This is a genomic window from Massilia sp. TSP1-1-2 (assembly GCF_049896185.1).
GTDB lineage: Bacteria > Pseudomonadota > Gammaproteobacteria > Burkholderiales > Burkholderiaceae_D > Telluria_A.
The window spans coordinates 103,401-120,593 of record NZ_JAFCTU010000007.1; the positions used below are offsets into that span (position 1 = coordinate 103,401).

A 17,193-nucleotide genomic window follows, 5' to 3' on the forward strand; every position below is an offset into this window, starting at 1 on the left:
GCAGGAGACCGAAAAATGATTTTTGCAATCACATCGAACGTGCGCCACGGCGCTTTCCTCGGCCTGGCCATGCTACTGTGCATGGGCAGCGCCAGCGCGCAAATGTACAAATGGGTCGATGCCAGCGGCAAGACGCATTTTTCGGATCAGCCCCCGCCGCCAACGGCCAAGCCGTCGCAGATCAAGGCCGGCGGCGGCGACATGGGCGGCGTCTCGTTGCCCTACGCGCTGGCAACGGCGACGCGCAATTTCCCGGTCATCTTATTTACGACCAACCCCTGCGCCGGCTGCGACGAGGGGCGCAATTTCCTGAAAGCACGCGGCATCCCCTTTATCGAGAAAACGGTGGGCTCGGACGCCGATGTGGCAAAACTCAAGGAGGCAGGCGGCAACGGCAGCATGCCTTTTCTGACCGTTGGCAGCGCCAAGTCGACCGGCTTTCAGGCGGAGGCCTGGAATTCGATGCTCAATGTCGCGCTTTACCCAACGAGCAAGATGCTGCCAGCGAACTACCAGTATCCAACGGCAGCGTCCGCCGCGCCCAAGCCCGTCAAGGCCGGGCCCGACCAGGCAGCTCTGCGCGCAGCGGCCGCCGCCCAGGAAGCGGAAAAGCGGCGCAAGGAAGCCGCCGCGGCCAAGCCTGCATCCTCCACGGCGCCGCCGGGGTTCCAGTTTTGAGCGATGCAATGACGCGCATTGACTTTCACACCAATATTTCGGACAAGGTCAGTTACGCCTGCCGCCTCGCGCGGAAGGCCTACGGCGCGCGCGGCAAGCTGGTGCTGCTGGCCGCCGACGCCGCCCAGGCCGCAGCACTGAACAGTGGCCTGTGGACCGTGGGCGAGACCGATTTTTTGCCTCACGCTATGGCTGGCGATGCGCTGGCGCCGCACTCGCCCATCATCGTCACCGACAGCCTGGAGGGCGAGTTTCCCCATTACGATATGCTGGTCAACCTGACGCAGGCGACACCGCTGCGCTTTGAACGGTTCCAGCGCGTATTCGAGATCATTTCCACGGCCGAAGATGACGCCGCCGCCGGACGCAAGCGCTACCTGGCCTACAAACAGCAATCCTTTCCCCTCACCCACTTCGTCGCCGCCTAGACCATGAGCCAGAATCCCGCCTTCGACCACAGCATTCCGGTATTGACGGAAGTTTTCAGCGACAAGGCGGACAAGCCGGCCGCTCCCGCCAGGCTGGACGCGGCGCCGCTGGCGGACCAGGCCAACGCCGACCTGGAAACGCGGGCGATTGACAACTGGACCGAACCCCAGTGGAACCTGCTGGAACGGCGCCTGTCGGAACGCATCTTGCAGCAACTGCAGGGCCGCGTCGATTTTGTGCTCGAACAGCGCCTGCGCGACAGCCTGGAAGAAATCCTGAAGGCGGCCATCGGTGGTCTGGCCGAGGAAATCCGCGCCGGACTGCACGATACCATCGAAAAGATCGTCGTGCGTGCCGTGGCGCAGGAAGTATCCCACCTGCAAACGCTAAAGAAATAGCGTGTTGCTTTCAACTGCTTACAATAATGTTCACGCATTGCAAGGCGCGCGTACACCGCTGCAGCAATGAGACGTTGATGGTGTGGCTAGCGGCATTTGCCCGGTCTTGGCAGACATTCGGCTTTGCGAACCCGACAATTTGTTGTACCTTTTGCCCTACGCAAAAAATATGAAAATCGGCGCCACAAGCGCTGTTGTTATCACACCATTGGAGAATGCACATGCAGTTCACGACCAAACTTATTCCACTCGCCATCGCCCTGGCATTTGCAGGCTCGGCAAGCGCCCAGGAAGTCGTCAAGATCGGCCACGTCGGTCCCATCTCCGGCCCTAGCGCGCACTTGGGTAAAGATAACGAATACGGCGCCAAAATGGCGATCGAGGAACTGAACGCCAAGGGTTTCCTGATCAACGGCAAGAAAGTCACTTTCCAGCTAATCACGGAAGATGACGGCGCCGATCCCAAGCAAGGCACCGCAGTGGCCCAGAAGCTGGTCGACGCCAAGGTTATGGGCGTGATTGGTCACTTGAATTCCGGCACCACGGTTCCGGCATCGAAGATCTACAACGATGCGGGCATTCCCCAGATTTCGCCATCGTCCACGCAGCCGATGTACACCAAGCAAGGCTTTCCCGGCGCATTTCGCGTTGTCGCCAATGACAACAAGCTTGGCGGCACGCTGGGCAAGTACGCCACCACCAAGCTGGGCGCGAAGAAAATCGCCGTCATCGACGACCGCACGGCTTACGGCCAGGGCGTGGCCGGCGAATTCGTCAAGGGCGCCAAGAGCGCGCCGGGCGTGACCATCATCGCCAAGGAATTTACCACCGACAAAGCAACCGACTTCACCGCCATTTTGACTTCCTTGAAAGCGAAGAAGCCTGACCTGGTCTTCTTCGGTGGCATGGATGCGGTCGGCGGCCCGATGGTCAAGCAAATGAAGGCGCTGGGCATCAACGCCAAGTTCATGGGCGGCGACGGCATCTGTACCGAAGCGATGATCCGCCTGGCGGGCGACGGCCTGGGCGAGGGCAACGTGACCTGCGCCGAAGCGGGCGGCGTGATGGGAGCACAGGAAAAAGTACTGGCCGACTTCTCGCAGCGCTTCAAGAAGCGCTTCAATGTCGACGTGCAGTTGTACGCCCCGTACGTGTATGACTCGGTCATGGTGATGGCGCATGCGATGCAGAACGCCAAGTCGGCCGATCCAGCCAAGTATTTGCCGGAACTGAAGAAAATCAAGCACCAGGGCGTGACCGGTCTGATCCAGTTCGACGACAAGGGCGACATCAAGGATGGCGCGCTGACGCTGTTCACCTTTAAAGGCGGCAAGCGCGCCAAGCTCGAAGTCATCAAGTAAGCCTGGCCTGCGGCTTGCGCCGCAGGACGAAAAAAAACGCGCTCAAGTGAGCGCGTTTTTTATTGGTGCGGCCGGGAAGTACGCCGGCCGCACATTACCACGGCCAACTACCTCAACCAACTACCTCAACCAACTACCTCAACCAACTACCTCAACCAACTACCTCAACCAATTACTTCTGCGCCAGCACCCACTTGACGAGGATGCGGGTTTCCGCCTCCGTCACTTGCGGGTTGGCCGGCATCGGCACGGCGCCCCATGAACCGGCGCCGCCCTTCAAGACCTTGGCGACCAGCTTGTTTTCCGCATCTTTTTGGCCGGCATACTTGGCAGCGACGTCCTTGAAGGCGGGGCCGACAACCTTGCTCGCAACCGCGTGGCACGACATGCAGTTTTTTGCCTTGGCCAGATCGGCACTTGCCATCGCACTCGACGACGCCAGCGCCGACAACACCATACACAACATCAGGGAACGTTTCATCACTCTCTCCAAAGTATTCCAACTGCCTTGATTCTACCGCGTTTACGCAATCGTAGAGCCGGCAGCAATGTTTGTTACAACGGTTACCTGCGCGCCACGGTTGACGGTACGCCAGCGCGATTAATAACCACAAGCAAGTAAATTGTTTGTAAGATGGGAGCACGAAAAGGAGTTTCCATGCCCATTATCATCTTAATACTCGTCCTCGGCGCGCTGAAGTTTTTTGAAGTCTGGAAGTTCGCCGCCATGTCGTGGTGGTGGGTGATCGGCCTGATGTGCTTTGCCTTCATCTGGTTCGAGTACGTCGAAAAAATCTTTGGCCTCGACAAGAAAAAAGACCACAAGCTCGACGAGCAGCGCAAAAAAGAACGTTTGAACAATACCTTCAACAAGAGAAAGTAACCGCCAGGTCATGCGTTTGGCGGAAGGCGCTCTTCGGGTGCTTTCGCTCTACGTGATCGCGCGCTGAGGGTAGAATACCGGACGTTGGCAGCACGTGCTGCCTGGCTTTCAAGAAAGACACCCAATGCTGACTCATCCGATGCCGGATCCGATTGCCTTGCATCTCGGCCCCGTGTCCATCCACTGGTACGGGCTGATGTATGTGCTGGCCTTCGCCATGTTCATCATTCTGGGCCGCGTGCGCATCAAGCAGGCGCATATTGCCGCGCAAGGCTGGAAAAACGATGACCTCGACGACATGCTGTTTTATGGCATGCTTGGCGTCGTGCTGGGCGGCAGGCTGGGCGAAGTGTTCTTCTATCAGCCCGCGCATTTCATGGCGCACCCGATCGATATCTTCAAGATCTGGCAGGGCGGCATGTCCTTCCACGGTGGCTTTTTGGGGGTGCTGGTGGCAATGGCGCTGTGGGCGCGCAAGGCCAAGCGCAATCTGCTCGACGTGTATGACTTCATCGCGCCACTGGTGCCGCTCGGCTACGCCGCCGGCCGCATGGGCAACTTCATCAATGCCGAACTGCCGGGGCGGGTTGCCGATGCGACCTTGCCGTGGGCCATGCGCTGGCCGGATATCCGCTTCCCCTTGCATCCGGATCCGGTGTTCCTGGACGGTCTGCGCCATCCGTCGCCGCTTTATCAGATGCTGGTCGATGGCTTGCTCGTGTTTGCGCTGTTGTGGCTGTTTTCACGCACATCGCGTCCGCGTCTCGCGGTGGGCGCCATGTTTACGCTGCTGTATGGCTGCGCGCGTTTCTTTACTGAATATTTCCGCGTGCCGGACTGGCAAGTCACGGTGGCCGGCCTGCCGATCACGTCGGGCCAGATGCTGTCGCTGCCGATGATCATCGGCGCGTTGGCGATGTTGTGGTGGGCGTATTCGATGCAGGCCAGGCAGGCCGCGCAGGTTTAAAACCCGACGACTCGCGACCCATAGAACGGTTCAACTGAGTAACTGTTCTTTGGGTCGCGAGTCGTCGCACCGCCGCCTCCGGGAGGACGATGTGTGTGGCGGAACTTATGCAACCGCGGTGGCGTAAGCCTTCCACAGCATATAAGCGGCCAGGCAATACAGCACCATCGCAAATATCCGCTTGAGTTTTTGCACCGGCATCCGGTGCGCCGCCCTCGCCCCCACCGGCGCCATCAGCACGCTGGCCGCCGCAATCACCAGCAACGCCGGCACATAGATATAGCCCAGCGAATGCGCTGGCAAGAGCGGCTCGTTCCAGCCGAAATACATATTCGACAGCGTGCCCGACAAGGCAATCGGAAAGCCGAGCGCCGCGCTGGTGGCCACCGCATTGTGCATTTTTACATTGCACCAGCCCATGAAGGGCACCGACAAAAAGCCCCCGCCCGCCCCCACCAGCCCGGCCACCACGCCAATCACGGCGCCCACGGCAAACATGCCGGGCGGCCCCGGCAATTCACGGGAGGCCGGCGGCTTGCGATTGAGGATCATTTGCGTGGCCGACAAGGCCACGAATACCCCGAACACCAGCGCCAGCGCCGACGTATTGAGTTGCTTGGCCAACCACGGCCCCAGCCACGAACCGATCGCAATGCCGGGCGCGAGCAGCCAGACAATCGGCCAGCGCACCGCGCCATGCAAATGGTGTGCGCGTACCGACGAGAGCGACGTGAACATGATGGTGGCAAGCGAGGTGGCAATTGCCATGTGCACAAGCACAGTCGGAGGAAATCCCTTGGCGGCAAAAATCATCGTGATGAACGGCACCAGTACCATGCCGCCGCCCACGCCCAGCAGCCCCGCAGCGAAGCCGCCGCCCGCGCCCATGATGAGCAAGATGACGATCAGGCCCCAGTCCATCAGCGCCGCCCCGCAGCGCTTGCTTTCGTCCGTATCATCGCTGCTTGCCTCGCCTATATTGAAAGCAAGCATTTTACAGCGTCAAGGAGTGCACCGTCCTCAGGCAGCCAGTGCACGCGGCCCGGGCCGACCAGGGCGCGCGGGAACGGCAGACGCGCGCGCAAGCTTGAAGGTGTCGACCAGCCGCGCCAACTGCTGCGCCTGCTCCTGCATCGATGCTGCGGCGGCGGCGGCCTGCTCCACCAGCGCCGCGTTCTCCTGCGTGATGCCGTCCATTTGCGTGATGGCCACGTTGACCTGCTCGATGCCTTCTTGCTGCTCGTTGCTGGCCGTACTGATATCGCCAACCAGGCCGCTCAGGCGCCCGATGCTGGCCACCACGTCCTGCATTGTCGCGCCGGCCCGCGCCACCTGGCGCGAATCGATCTCGACTTTGTCGACCGAGTCGCCAATGAGTTCCTTGATTTCCTTGGCCGCTGCCGCCGAACGCTGCGCCAGGCTGCGCACTTCCGCCGCCACAACGGCGAAACCGCGCCCCTGTTCACCCGCGCGCGCTGCCTCCACGGCCGCGTTCAGCGCCAGGATATTGGTCTGGAATGCAATGCCGTCGATCACGCTGATGATGTCGACAATCTTGCGTGACGAATCGTTAATCGTACCCATGGTGGCCACCACCTCGCTCACCGCGTCGCCACCCTGGCGCGCCACCGCCCGGGCGTCGATCGCCAGCGTGTTTGCCTCGCGCGCATGGGCGGCATTGTTTTTTACCGTCGCCGTCAGCTGTTCCATCGACGCGGCGGTCTGTTCCAGCGAACTGGCTTGCTCTTCCGTACGCGAGGACAAGTCCAGATTGCCGCTGGCAATCTCGCGCGATGCTGTATTGATGGTGTCGGTGCCAATGCGCAACTGCGATACCAGCCCGACCAGATTGTCATTCATGTTTTTGAGCGCTCCCATTAGTTGGCCAGTCTCATCGCTGGTCTCGACTTCAATGTTGCTGGTCAAGTCGCCCGCAGCAACGGCGCGCGCCACGCGCACCGCTTCAGCAATAGGCCGGGTGATGCTGCGCGTAATGATCAGCGCGCAGCTTGCCGCCAGGATGACGGCAAGCACGCCCAGCGCAATCATCAGCTGGCGCCCGCTGGCGTAGTTGGCATCGATTTGCGCGCCGCTCTGGTCGAGCAGGCCGCGTTGGGTGCGGGACAGCTGGGCCAGGCTGGCGAGGTAGGCTTCGCGCTTGACGGCCATCTCCTTGTCGAAAATTTCCTTGGCCCCCGCGAGATTGCCGGCAGCTTTTTCCTTGAAAACGCGTGTGCGCGCTTCGGTGTAGGCGGCGCGCGTGGCAAGCACGCTATCCAGCGCCGCCTTGGCGGCTGGCTCGGTGATCGACGTTGCCAGGATGGTTTGAATCTCGGTCGCGTGGGCCGACGATTTTTTCATCTCGGCTTCTATCTCCTTTTGCTCGGCCGGATCGACGGCGCGCCAGGCGGTGGTGGTGCGCGCCGCGTTTACTTCAATTATCTTGAACCATTCGTCGACCATGCGCTCGTTGGGCAGCCGGGTGTGGAGCATGTGGCGCGTCATCTCACTGGCGCTGTTCATGCGCCATACGCCGATGGCGGTTACCGCGAGCAGCAGGAGCAGAAGCAAGGCAAACACGCTTCCCAGGCGCACACCAATTGGCAGGTTTTTCATTGTCGTCGTTACTGAGTTTGACTATCTTACCGACTCTACCAGCAAGTTTGCACGTGCGCCGCGCAATTACCCTGGCTGGCGCAGCAGCTTATCGATGAACTTCCACTCCGAGACTTCCACCGGCATCACGGACAGCCTGCTGCCCTTGGCCAGCAGGCGCATCGCTTCCAGTTCCGCACAACTGCGCAGTTCCTTCAGGCTCAGCAAGCGCGTCTTGCGCACCGCTTTGACGTCCACGCTGATCCAGCGCGGCGTCTCCCGCGTTGCCTTCGGATCGTAATAGTGGCTTTTGGGATCGAACTGGGTGGCGTCCGGATAGGCGCCGCTGGCAATTTCGACGACGCCCGCGATGCCCGGTTCCGCGCAACTCGAATGATAGAAAAAGGCCAAGTCGCCCGCTTGCATGTCGTCGCGCATGAAGTTGCGCGCCTGGTAGTTGCGAACGCCAAACCATGGCACCGTCTGGCCGGGTGCCGCCAGCACGTCGTCGATGCTCACTTCATCGGGTTCGGATTTCATCAGCCAGTAACGCATGTCGTTTGCCCATAAAAAAAGCGGTTGCGCCGAAAGGCGTGCAACCGCTTTTACAGAATAAGACCCCGCATGTGCCGTTCTTGCCGGCATCCTGAACCTAATGGTTCAAGGCGGTCACAGTTAGTTCAATTTCGGGTTCGTCAAACAAGTGACGCTCACTCCCATCAAACAAAATTCCGCAACCTGTGCACATAAATGGTTCAAGGAATATATGGCAATCGCGAACACCGCAGGGTGAGACGGAGTTTACTCCGATGTGTCGCCATGTCAAACGAAAACAGGTTTTAAAACAAATTTTCCTGCGGCGTCAGGGCGTCGTCCAGTGCGGTATGCATGGCACCGATTTTTTCCTTGACTTCCAATATCGACAAGTCCGACAGCGGTCCTTGTCCCGCTTTCGAGGATAAGAATTCAGCCGTCACGCTCAGCGCGGCCATCACGGCGATGCGGTCGTTGCCCTTGACCTTGCCGGAGTCGCGCAGCGCGCACATTTTGCCGTCAAGGTAGCTGACCGCTTCCTTGAGCGTGCGTTCCTCGCCCTCCTTGCAGGCCAGTCGGTAGGGATTACCCATGAGGGTGACATCGAGTTGGATCATTGGGCTGCCTCGTCATGGATGGTCGCTTCGGCGGGAAGGTTGTCTTCATCGCCGGCCTCGGCGGGAATGCTGGCCAGCAAGGCCTCAACCCGGCGCTGGGCTTCGGACAGGCGTTCCATGAAGGCTACGTTCTCAGCAGCAAGTAAAGCATTGGCTTGGCGCAGAGTGGCATTCTCGCGGCGTAGGGACAGCGTCAACGCGGCAAGGCGGTCGATTTTGTCGGACAGGTCATTGAATTCAGAAATCATCCCAATACTATAGAGCCGTCAACGATTTTTAGTCAACCGATTCAGTACGTTAGCGTCGATTATTGAAGCAGAGCATGATTGCAAAACGGGCGACAAGGAAAGGAAAAGTTTGCGCGAGATCAAGCAGTTTATTGAAATAAAAAGGATGATGCCTTGAAAATACGCGGTACCGTCCCTATAATTAGCACTCGTTAGCAGAGAGTGCTAACAATGATTTCCAGGCCCTGCACGCCGTGTACTGGCCAAGAATAGCAAGTCAAACCATTGAACATTAAGGAGTTTTGCATGAACCTTCGCCCATTGCACGATCGCGTTATCGTCAAGCGTCTCGACCAGGAAACCAAAACTGCATCCGGCCTGATCATTCCTGACGCAGCCGCAGAAAAACCGGACCAGGGCGAGATCCTCGCCATCGGCAACGGTAAAGTCCAGGACGATGGCAAAGTTCGCCCGCTGGAAGTCAAAGTCGGCGACCGCGTGCTGTTCGGCAAATACTCCGGCCAAACCGTCAAAGTTGACGGCGACGAACTGCTGGTGATGCGCGAAGAAGACATCATGGCCGTCCTGGTCAAGTAATCACCTCATATTCTCGCAACACCAATTTTCGGAGAAAAAAACATGGCAGCTAAAGATGTAGTATTCGGCGACGCAGCGCGCGCCAAGATGGTTGAAGGCGTCAACATTCTCGCCAATGCAGTGAAAGTCACCCTGGGTCCTAAAGGACGCAACGTGGTCATCGAGCGCTCGTTCGGCGCGCCAACCATCACCAAGGACGGTGTATCGGTTGCGAAAGAAATCGAACTCAAAGACAAGCTCATGAACATGGGCGCGCAAATGGTCAAGGAAGTTGCTTCCCGCACCAGCGACAACGCCGGCGACGGCACCACCACCGCGACCGTGCTGGCCCAGGCCATCGTGCGCGAAGGCATGAAGTTCGTGGCCGCCGGCATGAACCCAATGGACTTGAAGCGCGGCATCGACAAGGCAGTTGCTGCCACCGTCGAAGAGCTGGCAAAAATCGCCAAGCCATGCACGACGACCAAAGAAATCGCCCAGGTTGGCGCCATTTCGGCCAACTCCGACTACTCGATCGGCGAGCGGATCGCGGAAGCGATGGAAAAAGTCGGCAAGGAAGGCGTCATCACCGTTGAAGACGGCAAGTCCCTGAACGACGAGCTCGACATCGTAGAAGGCATGCAGTTCGACCGCGGCTACCTGTCGCCGTACTTCATCAACAACCCAGAGAAGCAAGTCTCGATCCAGGACAACCCATTCGTCCTGCTGTGCGACAAAAAAATCTCGAACATCCGTGACCTGCTGCCAATCCTGGAACAAGTCGCCAAAGCCGGCCGTCCACTGCTGATCATCGCAGAAGACATCGAAGGCGAAGCGCTGGCAACCCTGGTTGTCAACAACATCCGCGGCATCCTGAAAACGTGCGCAGTCAAGGCCCCAGGCTTTGGCGACCGTCGCAAGGCCATGCTGGAAGACATCGCAGTGCTGACCGGCGGCCAGGTGATCGCTGAAGAAGTTGGCCTGACGCTGGAAAAAGTCACGCTGGCTGAACTTGGCCAGGCCAAACGGATCGAAGTAGGCAAGGAAAACACCATCATCATCGACGGTGCGGGCCAGGCTGAAAACATCGAAGCGCGCGTCAAGCAAGTACGTGTGCAGATCGAAGAAGCAACGTCGGACTACGACCGCGAAAAACTGCAAGAGCGCGTTGCCAAGTTGGCAGGCGGCGTTGCAGTGATCAAGGTTGGCGCTGCAACCGAAGTCGAAATGAAAGAAAAGAAAGCACGCGTTGAAGATGCACTGCACGCAACCCGCGCTGCCGTTGAAGAAGGTATTGTTCCTGGCGGCGGCGTAGCCTTGCTGCGCGCACGTGCCAACATCACCGTCAAGGGCGACAATCCTGACCAGGACGCAGGCATCAAGATCGTCATGCGCGCCATGGAAGAGCCACTGCGCATGATCGTGCAAAACGCCGGCGAAGAGTCGTCCGTTGTGGTGGCAGCAGTGTTGGCCGGCACCGGCAACTACGGTTACAACGCAGCCAACGGCACCTACGGCGACATGGTCGAAATGGGTGTTCTGGATCCAGCAAAAGTCACCCGTTCGGCACTGCAAAACGCAGCATCGATCGCTGGCCTGATGCTGACCACCGACGCCATGGTATGCGAGCAAGCTGAAGACAAGCAAGCTGGCGGCATGGGTGGCGGCATGGGTGGCATGGGCGGCATGGGCGGTATGGACGGCATGATGTAATTGCTGTTTGCCTGACTAAAAAGCCTGCAAGGTTCGCGCCTTGCAGGTTTTTTTATGTCTATTTTTTGCGTGCGCATTTGTTCAGAGGTGGCGCCACCCCCGGCGGGAGCAATCCACGGAACAGTGGCAAGATAGACGATAGTGAGATCGAACAAGCGTCGCAGCGGTTCGCCATGTATGTATCAATCAATCATTGACGAGGGGACAAGCCGCTGTTACTGTACTAACCGTAGTAGTACAGTAGAGAGGCAACCATGACCCGCCGCGCCGCATTAATGCTCCAGATCGCCACGGGCGACCCACGCCCGATCAACCGCCAGATCGTCGACGGCGTGCGGCGCATGATCGCCAGCGGTGAACTGGCCGTGGGCGCCGCCCTGCCCAGCGTACGCGGCCTGGCCCAGCAGCTCACCGTCAACCCCAACACCGTGGCCAAGGCCTACAGCGAACTGACGGCCGAAGGCTGGCTCGATGCGCGCGCCGGGCTGGGGCTATTCGTCGCCATCCCGCGCCAGCGCCTGTCCCATGCAGAACGCTCGCGCCGGCTCGACGACGCGGTGCAGCGCTTCGTGGGCGACGTGATCGGGCTCGATTACCCGGCCCAGGCGCTGCTCGACGCCGTCGCCGGCGAGCTGGCGCTGAGCCTTTCCAAAAAAACCGCCTAAGCTGCCCCGTGTCCGACTTCATCATCCAGACCAACTCCCTCGTCATGCAATACGGCCGCAAGCGCGCGCTCGACGGCATGACGCTGCACGTGCCGCGCGGCGGCATCCACGCCATCGTCGGCGCCAACGGCGCCGGCAAGTCGACGCTGTTTCGCGTGCTGCTCGGCTTTGAAACGCCGACCTCGGGCCGCGCGCACATCCTCGGCTGCGACAGTGCGCGCCTGACCCCGCAACTGCGCGGGCGCATCGGCTTCGTCAATGAAGAACACACCCTGCCCGGCTGGATGAGCATCAACGAAGTGACCGCCATGCAGCGCCGCCAGTACAGCCTGTGGAACCAGGCCCGCTACGACGACGTCATTGGCCACTTCAATGTGCTGCCCGAGCAGCGCATCGCCCAGCTCTCGCGCGGCGAACGCGCCGGCGTAAATTTAGCGCTGGCGCTGGCGCAAAGCCCGGAACTGCTGGTACTCGACGAACCGACCCTGGGGCTGGACGTCGTCGCCAAGCGCGCCTTTCTCGAAGCGCTGATGTTTTCCAGCCTGGCCGACGAGTCGACCATCATCTACTGCTCGCACCAGATGGAAGAAATCGAGCGCGTGGCCGACAACCTGATCATCCTAGAACGCGGCGCGCTGCGCCACATGTCGGCCCCGGGCGAATTTTGCGAACGGGTGCAGCTGTGGGTGGCCGAATTTCCGTTTCGCGAGCCTAGCCTGGCCCACCTGCCCGGCGTGCTGCAGGTGCAGCGCATCGACGGCCTGACCCACTTCATCGTCTTCGACCAGCAGGACGATTTTGGCGCGCGCCTGGCCCTGCTCGGCGCGCGCAGCGCCCAAGCAATGCCGGTCAGCCTGGACCGCGCCGTTAACGGCTTTCTGGCCAGCGGCCACATAGCCTCCACGCCCGTTGCGGCAGCTGCCTGAGAGCGGCCATGAGAGAGCTTTTTTTCAGCGAGTGCCGGCACTTTCGCAACGCTGCCCTGATCTTCGCCGCCGCGCACCTGCTGCTGCAGCTGTTCGTCAACCGCCTGTTCGACTTGCTGCAACTGCGCTACGAGCCGCACATGATCGCGCTGGCCGTCTACATGCTGGCCGCACTGGCGTTTGCGATGGTGCAGTTCGGCGCCTACCGCCAGCCAAGCCGCTGGCTCTGGCTGCTGCACCGGCCACTGGCGCGGCTGGCGATCTTTGGCGCCATCGCGGCCGCCTCCGGCGCGCTGATCGTGTTCGCGGTCGGCCTGCCGGCCTTGCTGACGGTGCTGTGCACCGACTGGCTCAGCACCCGCGTGGTCGATGCGCGCCACTACCTGCTGGTGCTCGAACTGGTGCTGCTGACGATGACGGCCTGGCTGGCCGGCAGTTACGTCTCCCTGAGCGGGCGCCGCAGCGCCATCCTGGTCTTGCTGCTGCCCCTGCTGCTGATGGGCCACCTCGCCTCCGGCTACGTGATGCTCGCGCCAAGCGCCCTGTGCCTGGCGCTGCTGGTCTACATCGCCTACGGCGCCTTTAAGCCGGACCGCACCGCCCCGCCGTCGGGCGCCGCGCTAGCCGCCACCGCAGCACCGCTGCTGATCGGCTTTTACCTTGCCCTGACCTGGGCCGGCTCCATGATGTACCAGAATGGCCTGATGCTGGCCGGCGTACACCCGCTGAACCGCGCGCTGTCCCCGGCCGGCGGCTTTACCGAGTCCACCCGTTCCGAAGGACCGGCGCTGTTCCTGCGCGGCCTTACTTCTGCGACCGATCCGCAGGCGCTCCAGTGGCGGCGCCAGATCGCCCTGACCGGCATCGTTAATTTTGAACCGTCGATCAGGCAGTACCCGGTGCGCCACCAGCTCGGCAACCTGGACACGCTACGCTTGACCGATGAGGCACGCCATATCGAATGGACCTTCAGCCACGACGCCATGTTGTTTATGGGCCGCGACCTGTACACCATGCAGCCGCGCGGCGTGCTTGGCGCCAAAGGCATGGGCGACCATACACCTTTCAGCGCCGTCCCCCTGCCCGGCGACGGTCCCTACCTGCTGCTGCCGCACGAGCTGATGGCGCGCGACGCCACCAGCGGAGCGGTCCATTCCCTGCTTAAGCTGCGCGCACCCGAGACGCTGGCACGCGAACCGATGGAGGCGGGCGACGTCTGGTACGTCATCACCAACCTGCGCCTGATCGCCTTTGCCAGGCCCGCGCCTGGAGCAGCGCTGCAGGAGACTTACAGCATCGCGCTGCCGCAAGCGTTCAGCAGCCTTGACCGGATCGACATCGCCGCCCTGCTCGACGGCGCGCTGGTCTCGTTCAGCTTTGGCGGCGACATGATCACCGGCGGCAGCGAAGCGAGCCAGGTCATCATGCTGGTCGACGCAGCCGGCCATGCGCGCGAGGTGGCGCGGCGAGAGCTCGCGCATGACTTCCCTGCGCTGTTCGAGCATCATGACTGGTGGGTGTCGCCGGTCTTGCACCACCTGCTGGCACTGCCCGACGCGCTGCTCGACAAAGGCCGCATCCTCGACCGCGCAAAGACCCGCTACAGCAATCTCCTGGACCGCGCGCGCCCAGATGACGTAGTGATCGCGGCCTTGCTCGCCGCCTTGTTGTCAGCACTGGGCGGGTACTACTGGCTGCGCGGCGCGCGCGTAACAGTGCTGCGCAGGGCAGCCTGGCTGGCCGCTTGCCTGCTGCTTGGGCCGCCCGCGCTGGCATGCCTGATGGTGCTGCAGGCGCGCCCACCGGTTTTTCTGAAGTCTTCCACGCCGGCCGCCGTGTTGCTTGCGGCCTCATAACAACAAGCAGTCTTGTCCACCAAAGGAGTCACCATGCTTACCCCAAAAATCGCCCGCAACGGTTCGGCCTGCGCCATGGCATTGGCCATCGCCTTCGCCTGCCTGGGCGCGAGCGCCGCGCAAACCGCCACAGCACTTGATGCGCGCGCGCTCGAAACGCGCTCGCTCAAGCCGCTGCTGGCGCGCATTGCCGCCATGCCGGCGGCGGCGCCCATCAAGGACCAGGACTTCAGCCGCCGCTCGCGCCTGAGCCAGGTGAAGCTCTCGCCGGACGGCGAATCGCTTGCCTTCCTCGAGTCGGACGGCCAGGCACAGACGCTGTACGTCCTGGATATCAAGACCGGCGACAAGAAAAAACTGCTGGCCATTTCCGGTCGCCAGGATCCCTCCTGGTCGAGCGACGCCAAGTTCATTTTTCTCGACAGCGGCGACGCCTTGTCCCAGGTGACGCTGGCCACCGGCGCCAGCAGCAAGCTGGCCGCGTTCGATCCCAAGACGGAGCAGCAATTCCTGTTCGTCGACCCTAGCCGGCCACGGCACGGCATCACCGAAGAATTCGACCGTGCCGCCGGCGCCTACCGTATCAGCCGCATCGGCATCGACGGCAACAGCGAGGTGATCTACGAGGGCAGCAAGAAAGTGGACGAATTTCTCATCGACGGCGCCGGCCAGGTGAGTTTCATCCGTACCCGGGAAGCGGACTTCACGCAGGTCGTCTCGCACCGGCAAAACGGCAAATGGGTCGAGGCCGCGCGCTGCAAGCGGCTGCGCGCCTGCGAACTGGTGGCCGCCTCGCCCGACGCTCGCACGCTGACGATGGTCGTCAACCATGCGGGCGAGCGCAAGGCGCTGGTCCAGGTGGACCTGGCCACGCACGCCACGCGCGTGCTGCACACCGACCCGCTGGCGCTGTCGGACTTGAAGCAGGCCGTGGTCTCGCCCCTATCGCGCACGCCGCTGCTGGCCGTCTACGATTCGCCGGCGCGCCGCAACTATGGCTTGAACGCCGCCGCGCGCCAGGGCGCCGCCGACGTGGCCAAACGATTCCCTGATGCGAACATCACTATTGCCGCCAGCGACAGCGCCCCGCGCTGGCTGCTGACGGAAAGATCGGCGCGCCTGCAACAAGATCGCTACTATCTGTACGACGTAGCCAGCCGCCGCATCGATCCCGTGCTGGCGCAGGAGAGCAGCCTTGGCCAACCGCTGCCGGAGAGCGCGCTGGCGCAAAAAATCGCGCTGCACTATCGTGGTTCGGACGGCGCGCTGCTGCACGGCTACGTCAGCCTGCCGCCGGGGAAGGATGCGGCCACGCTGCCGATGGTGACCATGGTCCATGGCGGCCCGTGGGGCAAGTTCGACAACGATTACAACGCGCTGGTGCAGACCCTGGTCAACCGCGGCTACGCCGTCTTCCAGCCCAATTTTCGCGCCTCGACCGGCTATGGCGAACACTACCTGACGGCACCCAAATCGGACTTTGGCAACGGGCGCGTCCAGGCCGACATCATCGACGGCGTGCGCTGGCTGGTGGCCAAGGGCGTGGGCGACAAGCGCCGCCTGGCCATCATGGGCGACTCCTTCGGCGGCTACTCCACGCTGCTGGCGCTGACCCACACGCCGGAGCTGTTCAAGTTCGGCATGGCGATGGTGCCGCCGCCCGACTTTGCGCGCACGCTCAAGGCCGCCGCAGCCGGCCCGGCGCAAGGTGACGACGCCCCGTTCTCGGTCACGCTGGCGGAAATGGGCATCGACTTGAACGACGCGGCCGCGATGAAGGCACTGGCCGACGCCGCCCCGGCGGCAAATGCCAGCAAGATCACCAGGCCGCTGTTGATTCTTGCCGGGGGCAAGGACCGGATGGTCGACCCGGCCAGCGTGACCGACTACGTCGCGCGCCTGCAAGGCATGGGCAAGCCGGTGACGCTGCTGCTCGACCCGGACGAAGGCCACTCGCCGCGCAAGCCGCTGATGCGCCAGGCGTATCTGCACCTGCTGCTGCGCGGCCTGCACCAGCACCTCGGCGGCCCTGCCCCGGCCGCCCCGAGCGCCGAACTGGCCAACTACCTCGAGCAAAACCTCAAGGTCAACACCGCCCTTAACTAATGAAACCGGGAAACCGGGGTCAGACCACTTCACGCCCTGCGAACAAGTGGTCTGACCCCGAACTAATCCAACTGGGGTCAGACCACTTCACACCCTGCAAACAAGTGGTCTGACCCCGGTGTTGCGGTTGACTTGGGTTTTGGTTTAGTATGGCCGCAACTACAGTTACAGGTTGCTCATCAATGCTGAATCAGAAAGCGTTACTCGCGGGAATTTTCGCTGTCGTTGCCGGGGTTGGCGTCGTGTTTTTCACGCGCGACAAACCGGCGCCGGTGACGGTGGCGCCGACCCCGATCGTAGTGCACGAGCAGCCGTTTTCGGGGCCCCGCAGCAAGGCCGAAGCACGCGCCGCGCTGGCGGCGCTGCCGGAATTGAAGGCGTGGTCGGAACACCTGGAAACGGCGTCTCACGGCACTGTCCACGGCGCATTGATCGAGTATGGGCCGACGCCCAAAGTGATCGGCGCCAAGAGCTACTGGCAATTCAGCTATGTCGAAAATACGCCGGAAGCGGCGCGGCGCTGGGAAAGCTTCCTGGTCGGCCAAGACACCCCCGACATCCTGGTCGAAGACACCGAGACCGACCAGCCGGTCAGCCTGGCCAAGTGGCGCAAGGACAAGCAGCCAATGGCGCGCAAGAGCGCGCTGTAAGCTTGACGCTGT

Annotated in this window: 19 protein-coding genes and 1 other RNA gene; 13 read left to right on the top strand and 7 right to left on the bottom strand. The window is 61.7% G+C overall.

The genetic code is table 11. The features are described from left to right. Positions 1 to 15: 15 nt before the first annotated feature. The 4 genes from ACP7BV_RS08300 (at position 16) to ACP7BV_RS08315 (ending at position 2,866) form a co-directional block, all read left to right on the top strand. Positions 16 to 678 carry a glutaredoxin family protein gene (locus ACP7BV_RS08300; RefSeq protein WP_426103333.1) on the top strand — a complete coding sequence of 221 codons (663 nt, stop codon included), beginning with the start codon at positions 16 to 18 and terminating at the stop codon, positions 676 to 678. Positions 679 to 686: 8 nt separating this feature from the next. Next, entirely contained in the window at positions 687 to 1,106 is a 420-nt protein-coding gene (locus tag ACP7BV_RS08305) for a DNA polymerase III subunit chi (protein WP_426103334.1), read from the top strand. Positions 1,107 to 1,109: 3 nt separating this feature from the next. Further along, positions 1,110 to 1,505 (top strand): hypothetical protein, encoded by a 396-nt coding sequence (locus tag ACP7BV_RS08310; protein ID WP_426103335.1) that lies wholly within the window; start codon positions 1,110 to 1,112, stop codon positions 1,503 to 1,505. Positions 1,506 to 1,726: 221 nt separating this feature from the next. Next, positions 1,727 to 2,866 (top strand): branched-chain amino acid ABC transporter substrate-binding protein, encoded by a 1,140-nt coding sequence (locus ACP7BV_RS08315; protein ID WP_426103336.1) that lies wholly within the window; start codon positions 1,727 to 1,729, stop codon positions 2,864 to 2,866. A 172-nt stretch (positions 2,867 to 3,038) separates the two neighbouring features. On the opposite strand, the gene ACP7BV_RS08320 is transcribed toward ACP7BV_RS08315, so the two are convergent. Continuing rightward, positions 3,039 to 3,347, bottom strand: a complete 309-nt coding sequence (locus tag ACP7BV_RS08320; RefSeq protein ID WP_426103337.1) for a c-type cytochrome — start codon at positions 3,345 to 3,347, stop codon at positions 3,039 to 3,041. Between the two features lie 177 nt (positions 3,348 to 3,524). Between ACP7BV_RS08320 and ACP7BV_RS08325 the strand changes: the two genes are divergently transcribed. Then, positions 3,525 to 3,749, top strand: coding sequence for a TIGR04438 family Trp-rich protein (locus ACP7BV_RS08325; RefSeq protein WP_426103338.1), 225 nt, complete (start codon positions 3,525 to 3,527; stop codon positions 3,747 to 3,749). A 124-nt stretch (positions 3,750 to 3,873) separates the two neighbouring features. Next, positions 3,874 to 4,716, top strand: a complete 843-nt coding sequence (gene lgt, locus ACP7BV_RS08330) for a prolipoprotein diacylglyceryl transferase (RefSeq protein ID WP_426103339.1) — start codon at positions 3,874 to 3,876, stop codon at positions 4,714 to 4,716. Between the two features lie 105 nt (positions 4,717 to 4,821). Here lgt and ACP7BV_RS08335 read toward each other — a convergent pair whose 3' ends face one another. The 6 genes from ACP7BV_RS08335 to ACP7BV_RS08360 form a co-directional block, all read right to left on the bottom strand. Next, complete coding sequence (locus ACP7BV_RS08335; protein WP_426103414.1) at positions 4,822 to 5,637, bottom strand: sulfite exporter TauE/SafE family protein; 816 nt, start codon at positions 5,635 to 5,637, stop codon at positions 4,822 to 4,824. A 99-nt stretch (positions 5,638 to 5,736) separates the two neighbouring features. Then, on the bottom strand, positions 5,737 to 7,332 hold the full coding sequence (locus ACP7BV_RS08340) for a methyl-accepting chemotaxis protein (protein ID WP_426103340.1): 1,596 nt from the start codon (positions 7,330 to 7,332) through the stop codon (positions 5,737 to 5,739). Positions 7,333 to 7,398: 66 nt separating this feature from the next. Continuing rightward, positions 7,399 to 7,866 carry an EVE domain-containing protein gene (locus tag ACP7BV_RS08345; protein WP_426103341.1) on the bottom strand — a complete coding sequence of 156 codons (468 nt, stop codon included), beginning with the start codon at positions 7,864 to 7,866 and terminating at the stop codon, positions 7,399 to 7,401. A gap of 58 nt (positions 7,867 to 7,924) precedes the next feature. Further along, positions 7,925 to 8,105: non-coding RNA, 6S RNA (gene ssrS, locus ACP7BV_RS08350), on the bottom strand. Between the two features lie 45 nt (positions 8,106 to 8,150). Then, positions 8,151 to 8,462 carry a cell division protein ZapA gene (locus ACP7BV_RS08355; RefSeq protein WP_426103342.1) on the bottom strand — a complete coding sequence of 104 codons (312 nt, stop codon included), beginning with the start codon at positions 8,460 to 8,462 and terminating at the stop codon, positions 8,151 to 8,153. Then, a complete protein-coding gene (locus ACP7BV_RS08360; RefSeq protein WP_426103343.1) occupies positions 8,459 to 8,710 on the bottom strand; it encodes a hypothetical protein in 252 nt (83 codons plus the stop codon). The genes ACP7BV_RS08355 and ACP7BV_RS08360 overlap by 4 nt, the downstream gene beginning before the upstream one ends. A gap of 285 nt (positions 8,711 to 8,995) precedes the next feature. Here ACP7BV_RS08360 and groES point away from each other — a divergent pair, with 285 nt between their 5' ends. From groES to ACP7BV_RS08395, 7 genes are all read left to right on the top strand, one after another. Then, positions 8,996 to 9,286, top strand: a complete 291-nt coding sequence (groES, locus tag ACP7BV_RS08365; RefSeq protein ID WP_426103344.1) for a co-chaperone GroES — start codon at positions 8,996 to 8,998, stop codon at positions 9,284 to 9,286. Between the two features lie 42 nt (positions 9,287 to 9,328). Beyond that, positions 9,329 to 10,978, top strand: coding sequence for a chaperonin GroEL (gene groL / locus ACP7BV_RS08370; protein WP_426103345.1), 1,650 nt, complete (start codon positions 9,329 to 9,331; stop codon positions 10,976 to 10,978). Positions 10,979 to 11,232: 254 nt separating this feature from the next. Further along, positions 11,233 to 11,643, top strand: a complete 411-nt coding sequence (locus ACP7BV_RS08375; RefSeq protein WP_426103346.1) for a GntR family transcriptional regulator — start codon at positions 11,233 to 11,235, stop codon at positions 11,641 to 11,643. 8 nt (positions 11,644 to 11,651) lie between these two features. Continuing rightward, complete coding sequence (locus ACP7BV_RS08380; protein WP_426103347.1) at positions 11,652 to 12,569, top strand: ABC transporter ATP-binding protein; 918 nt, start codon at positions 11,652 to 11,654, stop codon at positions 12,567 to 12,569. Positions 12,570 to 12,577: 8 nt separating this feature from the next. After that, positions 12,578 to 14,425: a hypothetical protein gene (locus ACP7BV_RS08385; protein ID WP_426103348.1), complete on the top strand. Its 1,848-nt coding sequence runs from the start codon at positions 12,578 to 12,580 to the stop codon at positions 14,423 to 14,425. A gap of 33 nt (positions 14,426 to 14,458) precedes the next feature. Beyond that, positions 14,459 to 16,531 (top strand): S9 family peptidase, encoded by a 2,073-nt coding sequence (locus ACP7BV_RS08390; protein WP_426103349.1) that lies wholly within the window; start codon positions 14,459 to 14,461, stop codon positions 16,529 to 16,531. 182 nt (positions 16,532 to 16,713) lie between these two features. Beyond that, positions 16,714 to 17,181, top strand: coding sequence for a hypothetical protein (locus ACP7BV_RS08395; protein WP_426103350.1), 468 nt, complete (start codon positions 16,714 to 16,716; stop codon positions 17,179 to 17,181). The last annotated feature ends 12 nt before the right edge of the window (positions 17,182 to 17,193 follow it).